Origin of the sequence: Alishewanella sp. WH16-1, from assembly GCF_001441695.1 — a bacterium.
In the GTDB taxonomy this organism is placed as follows: domain Bacteria; phylum Pseudomonadota; class Gammaproteobacteria; order Enterobacterales; family Alteromonadaceae; genus Alishewanella; species Alishewanella agri.
In genome coordinates, this window is the sequence record NZ_LCWL01000078.1 from 91,081 (window position 1) to 103,490 (window position 12,410).

Genomic DNA, 12,410 nt, shown 5'->3' on the forward strand with positions numbered 1-12,410 from the left:
GTGGCTAATTCTGCCGCTGCTGTGCGCTGTGCCACAGATTTTGATGCTCCGGAACACTGAAAAAGTTCTCCGGCTGCCAGCATTTAGGTACTAAGCGGCTAAGGTATTTCGCTTCGCCATCCTGATACAACATATTGAGCAGTTCTTTCAAGCGTTGCTCTGGCAGCGTTTTTAAGCGATCTCGAGCTGGTTTAAAATACAGGTTGAGTTCGGTACTCAAGCTAATGTTATAACCGGTATTTCGATACTGCTGATTGCGGCTGACTACCCGGCACAGCGGTTGTTCGGGTTTTTCCGGATACAAAGAATTGACGATCGCAAATTCATATTTTAATTGCGGTTTACCATCATCGCCCAGCGGGGTAAAGACCATGCCATAGCCCTGTGGAAACAGACCGACAATGCGGAATAAGCAATCCACCAGCAAGCCATTGTAGTCGCCCCTTGCCGCAGCTTCACGCATCAGCAGGGCAGCTCTGGGTAGGGCGTCGTAGTTATACCGGCTGCGCCCCGGTAAGACGATTGACGTATATGCCTGCGGGACTTTAAACAGACTACCCAGCGGTGTATCTGCTTTGGCGGTAATAAAGCGCTGCAATTGCTGCTGTAAGAACTGTTGCTGCTGCACATGGTATTCGCGCTGCTCTTTATTGCCGCGGCTAAATGGCAGCTGCCCTAAACCTTGCTGCAACAGTTGCAAACTGCCTTGTAACGTTAACGCCAAAAAATGTTCGCGCTCCTGTGCGCTAAAGGCTTTTTCCGGTACGTTGTCCGATGCTGCTGTTAACAGGAACTGAGCATCAGGATCAAGCTGTCCAAAATGCTGCAAAAAGGTGGCCATTACCAGGGGCAGTTGTAATTTTTGCCGATACTCACATTCTGCTGGTTGCGTTATATCACGATGCAGGTACCAGGCCTGCCACTGCGGATCTTTCAGTATTTGCTGTTCCAGCAAGTGTTCCAGCAAGCGTAGACTTAAAAGCGCCCGGTACAGGGGTTTGTAAGCATATTCGAGCAGTAGGAGTTTGCGTTTATTGCTGGCAGAGGTGATCAATAACCCGCCTAACAACCGGGCGCTAAGCATCTGACTATCGCTGGCCTGACTACCTTCGCTTAACTGTAACAGCGCTTCTGCCGCCTGCAATAAACTTTGCCAGCGGGCAATGCGTTGCTTTTCATCCACAAACTGCAAATCTGTAAAGGTTTTTCGCGTTTGCTTCAGTACGTCAGCATTAGTACCTTGCTGCGCCTGTTGCCAGCGCTGCTCTGCTAGGTGTAATTCTTGTTGCCGGGTCTGTCGCTGTTGGAAAAAGTCTAGTGCTTCCCGGTAAAAACAGGCGTGATTCGGACTATACAAAAGCCCCAGCAATTGCTCCAGATTACGTACAAATACCGATTTTTTGACAAAGGCCAGATTCAATCCTTGGCTCCGTAGTCCACTTAACTGCGCACAACATAGCACTGCTGCAGTCGCCAGCAAAGAATTGCTACAGGTTTTTTTGAATTGAAAAGCTTGCGCTATCAGTGAAGTTAATTTTTTGTGTTAGTAACCGCTTTATGAATACGTATTCATCTTGCGGAAATCGCTAAACCGGTCAATAACTAAACAGGAAAAAAGTTAGCAGCATCAGCCCATTTTGCGGTTAAGGCTGACTGATAAAAAACAACAAAGACGGGGAAATAAGGTATGGCAAGGTACAGGCTTAGCCTGCTGTCAGCAGCGATGATGACAGCGGGTGTCAGCTCGTTTGTGCTGGCGCAGGAAACAGCGCCGCAACCAGCGGAGCAGACAACAGAAGAACAGGTTGAAGTAATACAGGTGCGTGGTTTTGCACAAAGTTTATTTCGTTCGCTCGACAGTAAACGCTTTGGTGATGTGGTATCTGAAACCATTTCTGCCGACGATCTCGGGGCCTTACCCGACGTCTCGATCGCTGACGCCTTAACCCGTCTGCCTGGTATTTCTGCAGTGCGAACCGGCGGCCAGGCGGCTGAAATCAACATTCGCGGTATGTCGGGTGGCTTTGTGTTCTCCACGCTGAATGGACGAGAACAGGTCTCTACCAGTGGTAAGCGTAATATTGAATTTGATCAGTACCCGTCTGAATTAATCTCCTCTGCTGCGGTGTATAAATCGCCGAAAGCTTCACTGATTGAAGGGGGTGTTGCTGGTACCGTTGAGCTACAAACGGCGCGAGTACTGAGTAACGATAAAACCCATACTTTTACTGCCAACTTGCGTGGCATGCAAAATGACCGTGCCAACGAGGTTCCGGATGGTGAAGAGTTTGGTCATCGTTTTAGCCTGTCCTATCAGGGCAAGTTTCTGGACGATACCCTGGGCTTGGCACTGGGCTATGCGCGCTTGTATCAACCCAGCGTGGCGACACAGTTCATTGGCTTAGCTTACAACGTGAGCCGGGATTTGAATCAGGATGACACGCCGGAATATATCAGCGAAGGTTTTGAGATCCAGCATCTGGGTGGTGAGGAAACCCGTAACGGCTATCTGGGCTCGTTACAGTGGCAACCCAATGAGGCCTTTAGTCTGACCGGCGATGTGTTTATTTCGCAGTTTGACCGCGAAGCCTTTGCCCGTGGTTTCCGGGTTAAATTTGAAGGCGCGACAGCTAATATCAGCAACCCGATTTATAATGGCTCATCGCTGGTGGGCGGTAATATCAGTCGTACCCGCAATGGCTTTACCCGGGTAGAAGTGGTGAATGATGACAACCGCGACGCTGATGAAGTCCATAGCTATGGCATGAAGGCTGACTGGGATATTAACGACCGGGTTAATCTGGTGTTTGACCTGTCGCACTCCAGAGCCAGCAGCGATTTCCGTAACGGCTTACTCTGGTCGTTAGTGGCACAGGACGCTACCGTGGCCAATCCGGTGCTGGACCCGAATGTCTCTATTAACTATCAACTCAATGGCCTGAATTTACCGGCGATCGGCCTGAGTCAGGCGGATGCTTTTAGTGATATTAACCGTCTGATGGTCAGTAAGTACGGTATTTATCCGTTTGTAAATACTGATGAAGTTAATGCTGCCCGGTTGGATTTGAGTTTTGATCTGGAACTGCCGGTTATCCGCTCTGTGGAATTTGGTGTGCGCTACTCAGCCCGTCGTTACTCAAATGACCGCTCGGTATTTGAATACGGTAGTGATGGTATGTTCTTAACCGGCCAGCCACCATTACGTCTAACCGCTGATATGGTAAAGCAAGTTGATTTTAAAGGTAAATTTGCAAGCTACCCCAGCTATCTGGCTATTGATCTGGATAAAGCCCTGGCGGCCTGGTTCCCGCAGGGTATTCCGCAGCCGGTGCAAACCTGGGGTGCGGGTAACCCAGATGTGATTAACCGCGATCCTAACGCTACAGCTAATACTGCCTGGTCGCTATTAGAGAGCGGCCGGGTGTATGAAGATGTGCTCGCCAGTTATCTGATGGCGAATCTGGATACCGAATTATTTGGCTTACCGTTAACCGGTAATATCGGGGTACGGCGGGTAACCACCGACCAAAGTGCCACTAACCTGTCAGATGTCGGTGGCGACCCTTTGCGTGGTGCACAGAATATCGCCGATGAAGTCGGGTTAATCAATACCCGTTATGCCGCAGGTATCGTAGGTGACAAGTACACCAAGCATCTACCCAGCTTAAACCTGAATCTGGCGCTGACCGATGAGTGGCAATTACGTTTTGCCAGTGCCAAAGTGATCTCCCGCCCACCGATTAACCGTTTGGCGTCGGTCACATCCTTTAATATCAGTGATACCGGTGAAATTACCGGTAACAGTTCCAACAGTCCTTTCCTGCGGCCGTTTGAAGCTAATCAGTATGATCTGTCACTGGAATATTATTTTGGCAGTGGTGCCTTAGCGGCAGCGCTTTTCTACAAAGATATCCAATCTTTTATTCAGGATGATGTATTACCGGAATTTGATTTTAAAGCGGCCGGTTTCCCGGTACCGGATTTTATTATCCCGGATCCGGAATCGGGTGTACCGGTGGCAACCCGCAATGGCTCGCTATTTACCGCAGTAAACAACAGTAATGGCGGTTATATCCGTGGTGCTGAAATTGCGTGGACTCAGGTATTTAAAGCCCTGCCAGGCGCCTTATCTGGCCTGGGCGCGCAACTGAGTTACTCCTACACCGAGAGTGAAGTATCACTGATCAATAGCCTGGGTGGCGAACCGATTGAAACGACCTTTGAGGGGCTGTCGAAAAATGTCGTTAATGCCACGCTGTTTTGGGAATACGAAGGTATCGATACCCGGATTAACGCCCGTTATCGCTCACCCTTTGTCTCATCACAAGTCGGGATTAACGAGCAGATCACCAACTTTGATAGCGAAATGGTGGTGGACTTTCAGTTTGGCTACCAGTTTAACGACAATCTGAAGATGCTGTTCCAGGTGAATAACCTGACGGATGAGCCAACCAAGAGCTATTTTGGCCAGCAAGCGATGACCGGTACCTTGCAATTCTTCGGTCGTCAGTACTTCCTGGGCGCAGTGTACTCATTTTAATGCCGCGGGCATTCGTGCCTGTTGCTGGTAACACAGAATTGGAGTAAGTAAACCATGTTTAATCTGTTCAAAATGCTAAAACTGAGCAGTCTTGCGCTGTGCGCTTTACTGTTATACGGTTGTGGTGGTGGCGGAGACTCCACCAGTCCCGGCAGCGCTTTGCTGACCTGCACCCTGCCACAGATCCCAAACCCAACCAATACTGCCTGTATTGATCCACCGCCGTTCTCCTGTCCAAAAGGTCAGTTCCCGAACGAGACCAATGATGGTTGCCGGGTCGGTAAAGATCCTAACGCACCAGCCCCGGTAGTAACAGCCGGACCGGATCAGGCGGTGTTGTTCTACAAACGGCCACAAGATGGCGCTTATGACGGTTACCGTTTACATACCTGGAATAACGAGACCTGTGACGCTTACCAGCCCTCTTCCGTTGCCCCGTCCTGGGATAATGGCTTGCAGTATAACGGTATCGATCCGAACTATGGTGCCTACTGGATCGTAAATCTAAAGCCAGGCTATGCTGGTACCGAAGGGGCTTGCGGTAACTTTATTATCCATATCGGTACCGACGATGCGGGTAAAGACCCCGGTCCGGATATGCAGATGCCACTGTCACAGGATGATCCGGATTTTGCCCGCATGAACTGGGTATTTTCAGGTAATGCCAACGTTTATGAGTTTCCGATTGTTTCACTGGGTGTCAGTATCCAGGGCGCTGCTGCCCATTGGTTAACAGCCAATACCTTTGTCTGGAATACGCCGGTAGCCGATACCGCGCCAGTGGTGAAGTTGTTCTACTCTACCGATGCCAGTTTAACCGTGAATAATAGCGATGAAATCGAAGGTGGCAGCAGTATTGAACTGACGCCGGTGGCGGCTGATGACAGCCTGACTCAGTTAGTGCCACACCTGGCCAATGCAGCGGTATTTAGTGCAAACTTTACCGCAGAACAGGCAAAAGCCATGGCCAAGAATCAGCTGGCACTGGCGGCTTACAATAGCGATAACGAGCTGATTAGCGCCAGCTATGTGCAGGTTGCCAAAGTGCTGGATGACCTCTATGCCTCTGGTGACAACAGTGCCCTGGATGCGCAACTGGGCGTGCGGTACAACGGCAATGATGTTAGCGTCGCAGTCTGGGCACCTACTGCCCGTAGCGTGAAGTTAAAACTTTATAATGCCAGTAAAGCCGCAACTGCAACGCATAATATGACGGCGGATGCCACGACCGGTGTTTGGCGTTACAACGGCAGTCGTAGTGCCCTGGATCGCCAGTTCTATCGCTTTGAAGTTGAGGTGTATCATCCGTTAACCCGCAAAGTCGAAATGATTGAAGCGACCGACCCCTACTCTGTTAACGTCTCAACCAATGGCCGTTACAGTCAGTTTGTTGACTTAAATGATGCCGAGACTAAGCCAGAGGGCTGGGATAGCCGTGAAGTACCGGTAGTAGCCAACCCGACCGATATCGTGATCTATGAAGGCCATGTGCGTGATTTCAGTATTCGTGATCAGAGCACGCCGGCAGCACACCGCGGTAAATATCTGGCCTTTGCCGAGGCCGATTCTGCGCCGGTACGTCATCTGCGTAAGCTGGCAGAAAATGGCTTAACCCATTTCCACGTGCTGCCGCTGAATGATCAGGCGAATATTAATGAAGATGCCAATCGCCGGATCAATCTGACCGATACCATCGGTCGGTTATGCCAGTTAAACGCACAGGCGCCGGTGTGCGGGGTAGAAAATGCCAATTCCACTATTGAGTCTGTGTTGCAAAGCTATTTGCCATACGAATCGAAAGCCCAGGAGTTAGTGCAGTCAATGCGCGCCATTGACGGCTTTAACTGGGGTTATGATCCGCATCATTTTATCGCCGTCGAAGGCAGCTACGCCTCTAACCCGGAAGGCATCGCGCGGATTAAAGAAGTGCGGGCGATGAACAAGGCACTGAACGACTTAGGGCTGCGGGTGGCGCTGGATGTGGTATATAACCATACCAGTAGCTCAGGCCTGTTTGATAATTCAGTGTTTGATAAAATTGTCCCTGGCTACTATCACCGCTACAACGAGACCACCGGTAATATCGAGCGTTCGACCTGCTGCGAAAATACCGCCACTGAACACAAGATGTTCGATAAGTTTGTCAAAGACTCGCTGGTGATCTTATCGCGCGACTTTGGTTTTAACGATTTCCGCTTCGATATTATGGGCCACCATCCAAAAGAAGGTATTTTGGCGGCTCGCGAAGCGGTACGTGCCATTGACCCGGATGTTTACTTCTACGGTGAAGGCTGGAACTTTGGTGAGGTTGCCAATAACCGCTTATTTACCCAAGCCAAGCAGCAGGATATGGCGGGTACTGAAGTAGGCACCTTTAACGACCGGATCCGCGAAGCCGTGCGCAGTGCTGCCTTGTTTAGCGGAGTAAATAACGATGGTAACCTGGCACAACAGGATTTTGTGCGCATTAGCTTAGCCGGTACCTTAAAAGACTTCGTGTTTAAAAACTACCGCGATATCACCGGCCCGGCCAGCAGTGCCAATTGGAATGGTCAGGCGGCAGGTTATGCGGATAGCCCGGCTGATATTATCAACTATGTATCGAAACACGATAACGAAACCTTGTGGGATAATCTGCAGGCTAAGTTACCGGAGTCGATGGCACTGACCGAACGGGTGCGGGCGCAGAATGTGGCAATTGCCATCCCGTTAATGAGTCAGGGTATTCCGTTCCTGCAACTGGGCGGTGATTTCCTGCGCTCCAAATCCATGGACCGCGACAGCTATGATTCCGGCGACTGGTTTAACTTTGTCGACTTCACCTATCAGACTAACAACTGGGCTGTAGGTTTACCGCTGGCAGAGAAAAACGAAGCGAGCTGGGAAAATATTGCCCGCTTATTCCTGAATCGTGAAACCAAAGCAGAAAGCGAAGATATTCAGTTTGCTACAGCCGTGTTTGCCGAATTCCTGAGTATCCGTAGTGGTAGTCCGTTATTCCGCTTGCGCACTGCGGACGACATTACCGCTCGTTTAGGCTTCCACAATATTGGCCGTAACCAGCAGCAAGGTCTGATCGTGATGAGTCTGGATGATGGACTTGGTGTACCGGATCTGGACCCGATGTACGATGCGATGGTGGTCGTCATTAACGGTACTTCGGGTGAATTATCCCACACTGTACCCACAGCTGCCGGTTTTGAGTTACATCCAACCCAGCAGGCATCAGTGGATCAGCGGGTACATAGTGCCAGTTTCACTCAACAAGCCGATGCCGGTACCTTTACCGTACCGGCAAATACTATCGCCGTCTTTGTTAAGCCTCAAATGGGTGCCCAAGGTCCGGGTTTAGCCGCTGACGCTACCCTGGGAGCACCGGATATTCCACCTTATGCCGCAACCGATGTCTTTGTGCGTGGTGGTTTTAATGGTTGGGGTGAAGCCGATGCCTTTAGCTATGACGGTGCCGGTATCTATACTGCCAGTATCAATATTGACCAGGGTAGCTACGAGTTTAAAGTCGCCTCAAGTGATTGGTCGACTGTAAATCTGGGTGCAGGCGCCGCCGGTAATCAGGTTGTAGTTGGCACGCCGCTGGTGATCCAAACCAGTAACGACAACTTACGGATTGATATCGCTAAGAGCTCAACCTATGTCTTTACGTTAAACGCCAACGATGCTGCAGCGCCTACGCTGACTGTGACCGAATATGTGCCTTATGGCCCAACCACCATCTTCCTGCGTGGTGGCATGAACGGTTGGGGTGAGGCAGATGCGTTCAGCTATATTGGTGCCAATAAGTACAGTGTGGATATTAATATCACCGCCGGTAACTACGAGTTTAAAGTGGCTTCCAGTGACTGGGCTACAGTGAACATGGGGGCCGGAGCAGCGGGTAATACCTTGACGTTGGGAACACCGAAGATTATCGAGACCAGTAACGATAACCTGCGGATGGACTTTGCAGAAACCGCGACCTATAACTTCCTGTTGGATGCGACCTTTACTGCAGAGCCGGAGCTAACGGTGACGAAGAAGGAATAAACAATACCAAGTATCAGAGCCTGCGGCTCTGATACGGTACCTTGACCGTCGGGAATGAGCGCCCGAATGAGATAACATCTAAAAGCTGCAGCTGGTCTGCAGCTTTTTTATTGCTAATAGCTGCCAACGAATAAGAGGCATCATGTCAAATAAGTCCGGCAAACGATGCCCGTTGTTGTGGCCTGCAGCTAGCGACATACTCCAGGCTCAACCAGACTATGTCACGGGTAAAGGTTAATCGGTTCAATTTAGCTGCTGCATCAGCTTTTGTGCTAACTCCGGTATCGGGTCGGTAAGCAGTGCCCGCTGCAGATAATGTTTCGCTGCTGCTTTTCGCCCCGCCTGCAGCAGAATTTGTGCCGCCTGCAGGTTGGCCTTGCCATCATGCGGCAGGGCATCGGCAATAATCAGTAAAGTTTTTAACAGCATATCGCCGTTACGTTGCTGATGATAATGTTCGGCCAGGCGGTTTTGCATACTTAACCAATCCAGCTTACCCTGCACATGTAACAGCGCCAGCTGCTGACTAAGATCATTGGGTGTTGGGAAAGTCACCGCTGTGGCAGTGGCTTTAAACGGATAGTCGGACGTTAATTGCAGAATACGTAAGTAACCAGCATATTCTTCGGCCGGGGTGAGCGGGCGCTCTTGCCAGGCGAGCTCTGCCGGTACCGGCCCTGGCCATACGCCAAAAGCACTGCGCTGATAGAGTGCGCGGTAAAAGCTGTCAGCCAATAAAAAATAGCCCTGCACATTCGGATGCAGATGCTCCAGCATCAGGTTGCTACCTATTAAGCCACCCGGCGAGTTGGCAACAAAGGCGGCCTCGGTATCCACTAACACCGCACCATAGTCCTGAGCCAATGCTTTAATCTGTTCATTGATGGCCAGCGGCGCCCGAAAACGCAGCAAATCGTGCTCGCGCGCCTGAATAAACTGTACTTTAGCCTCGGCAAATTGCTGTTGCTGCCGGTACCATTGCCCAAGTTGATAGTGCAGCAGGGCATGGCCGGTTGTGGCTGCCGTTTGCTGCAGCTCTGCTGCCAGCGCCTGTTGTGCCGCAGGCTCGCGCAGTTGGCTAAGTTGCAGTAACTGTTGCTGTTGTTGTGCAGTTAAAGGCTCGCTTTGAAAAGGTGGCTGATCTGCCAGATTGCTGGCTAGGGTACTGAGATAAACCGGGATCCCCGCCGCACGATAGCGCGCCAGTAAGCGGCTCATATTGGCCTGAAATTGCGTTAGCCCGGCTTGGTAAGTCGGCGAATCCAGAGCGATGGCTTTGTCGCGCGCGACCTGCGCCATAAAAGTACGGCTGTTGCCGCTTAGTTGTGCTGGCGGTCGCAGCTGCAGATAGCCCTGTTCCAGCAATTGAAAGCTGCGCAGTTGCCGTAAGCTGAGTAGCCAGCGGCTGAGTCGCGGCGAGCGTGCCGCCAGATAATTAGAGCCGACACCTAACAAGCCCAGGTACTCGTTATGACCGGCGTAAATCAGCACCGCATCGGGCTTAAGCGCAATAATTTCGTCGGCAAAATCCAGTAGGGTGTAGCTGTTTACCGCCGATAAGGCGGTATTGACTACCTCTACCGGCCGCTCCGGAAAGGTGCGCCTTAAACGTTGTTCCAGCATACCGGCCAGGGCCGCGCCCATACCATAAGGATAACCCGCTGCGGTCGAGCCACCCTGTACCACTAAGCGGAGTCCATTAGCTGGCTTTTGTGCCAACACAAAGCTGGGTTCCAGCTCAACCCTTGGTACAGCAGCGCCAGCTGGAAAGTAGCGTTTGACGATCTGGGTTTCGGTTACCAGATAGGCCGGGTTTGCCGGGTAGGGTTTAAACAAGGGTAAAGGCTGGGCCGGAAACAACAGCCGTACCGCGCCTTCCAGCAACAGAAACAGCAGTAGCGGTAAGCTGAGGGCAATAAGCCAGAACAGGGTACGTTGCATGTTAAGGGCGTCCGGGGGCTTGAGTTGGCGCTAACTGCTGCCGCAATTGGGCTTGTTGGCGCAACGCCAGCGCATGAGTCGGGTCGAGGGTCAGAATGTGTTCTACCTGCTGCAGCGCGGCGGTTAGCTCACCAGCATAATAGTAACTACGCGCCAGCATTAGGCGATAGGATATATTTTCTGGCGCCAGATTGACGGCGCGCTGCTGATAATACATCGCGAGTACCAGATCCTGACTATCAAAATACAACTGACCAGCGACATAGGCTGCCTGATGCTGGTTAGGCAAGGCGTCAAATAATAAGGCGGCCACCTTCGCCGCTTTCGCGGGTTGTTGCTGTTGTTGGTAGTAATCCAACAGCTGCTGGTTGCTTTGTAGCCAGCTGAGTCCCTGTGCCCTTTGCCAGGCAAGCTGCTGCTCCGGGTTTTGTCGTGGGCCAAAACTGATCTGCTGTGGCTCGGTAGTAAAGGGGTAATCGGCAGTCAGCTGGCGGATCTTGTAATCGGCCAGTTGCAAATCCACGGCAGTCAGTGGCATATCCGCCCAGGCCTGGGCCAGGCTAACCGCGACAGCCGGCGGCCCCAAATAGCGCTCCAATAGTGGTAACCAGGTTTCGGCAATCAGAAAATAACCACGGGCATTCGGATGCAGATGCTCCAGCATCAGCTGATAATCGATAATGCCATTGTTGCTGGCCTGGCGTAGCTGCGCTTCAGCATCTGCCAGGGGCAGCCTAAAGTCAGAGGCCAGCTGTTGCAGCTGCTGATTGATCGCCAGCGGTGCCCGAAAACGCAATAGATCATGCTCCCGCGCCAGTTGAAAATGTTGCAGCGCTACGCGCTGCTCACCGGCGTCGAGCAGCAGCTCGGCCAGCTGAAAATGCCAGCTGGCAACATCGGGGTTCTGTTGTAACGCTTGTTGTAATTGCTGGCGTGCTTGCTGCGGCTCCGGCGCCAGGGTTAATGCCGGCTGGCTGGAGCTAAAGGGGGGTTGGCGTTCATTACTGGCGATACTGCTTAGTACCACCGGTACCCCGGCTTGCTGGTAGCGGTGTAGCAGCGCCTTGAGATTAGCCTGAAATTGCTGTAATCCGGCCTGGTACAGTGAGCTATTTAGCGGGATCTGCTGTTCGGCGGCAATCTGCGCCATCATGGTGCGCTCCGCCAACGCTGGCGCTGGTGTTGTTCTAAGCGCACTATATAAGCGTTGTCCGGCCTGGAATAAGGCCAGTTGCCGTAATTGTAAATACAGCAGCTTACTCAGGTGGTTGCCGTCTCCAAGAAGCGCTGAGCCGACACCCATCAGGCCCAGATATTCATTATGGCCGGCATAAATCAGGATCAGATCCGGCTCAATCGCCAGAATTTCGGCACTAAGATCCCGCAACGTATAGGAATTTACCGCTGACAGTGCGGTGTTGAGCACCAGAATATCCCGCTGCGGATACAGCCGCTTTAACCGTTGCTGTAACATTGCCGCCGGCGAGCCAAAACGGCCATAAGGGAAACCGGCAGCACTGGAGCCACCTTGCAGCACGATGCGAAACTGGCCGGCTGGTTTCACTGCCGGAAAATACTGGGTATCAATGGCCAGATCCGGCGCCTGCTTGGGATTGGCAAAATAACGTTTTATTAAATCCGGATTGGTTTGCAGATAGCCCGGTAAGGATTCAGAGGCGATAAACAGCGGATAGCGCTGATACCAGGGGCTGACACGCAACAGCATTTCCAGTACCAGTAACAGTAATACCGGTAGTAGCAGCGCGATCAAATAAAAGACTTTGCGTGGGGGCTGTGGTGTTGCCAACTTTGCTGCAACCTGATTCAAAAAGCATCAGATTACGTTACCTTAAGCCCTTGTTAGCAGCAAGTTTTCTGATACCAG

At 51.6% G+C, this 12,410-nt stretch carries 5 protein-coding genes; 2 read left to right on the forward strand and 3 right to left on the reverse strand.

Features of this window, described 5'->3' with window-relative positions:
* Positions 1–4: 4 nt before the first annotated feature.
* Complete coding sequence (locus tag AAY72_RS07530; RefSeq protein ID WP_057786486.1) at positions 5–1,420, reverse strand: hypothetical protein; 1,416 nt, start codon at positions 1,418–1,420, stop codon at positions 5–7.
* A 267-nt stretch (positions 1,421–1,687) separates the two neighbouring features.
* On the opposite strand from AAY72_RS07530, the gene AAY72_RS07535 reads away from it, so the two are divergent.
* Positions 1,688–4,540 (forward strand): TonB-dependent receptor, encoded by a 2,853-nt coding sequence (locus AAY72_RS07535; RefSeq protein ID WP_057786488.1) that lies wholly within the window; start codon positions 1,688–1,690, stop codon positions 4,538–4,540.
* 54 nt (positions 4,541–4,594) lie between these two features.
* Positions 4,595–8,584: a pullulanase-type alpha-1,6-glucosidase gene (gene pulA / locus AAY72_RS07540; protein WP_057786490.1), complete on the forward strand. Its 3,990-nt coding sequence runs from the start codon at positions 4,595–4,597 to the stop codon at positions 8,582–8,584.
* A 243-nt stretch (positions 8,585–8,827) separates the two neighbouring features.
* Here pulA and AAY72_RS07545 read toward each other — a convergent pair whose 3' ends face one another.
* Positions 8,828–10,525, reverse strand: coding sequence for a GDSL-type esterase/lipase family protein (locus AAY72_RS07545; protein WP_057786492.1), 1,698 nt, complete (start codon positions 10,523–10,525; stop codon positions 8,828–8,830).
* 1 nt (position 10,526) lies between these two features.
* Positions 10,527–12,332 (reverse strand): hypothetical protein, encoded by a 1,806-nt coding sequence (locus AAY72_RS07550; RefSeq protein WP_231728922.1) that lies wholly within the window; start codon positions 12,330–12,332, stop codon positions 10,527–10,529.
* Positions 12,333–12,410: the final 78 nt, after the last annotated feature.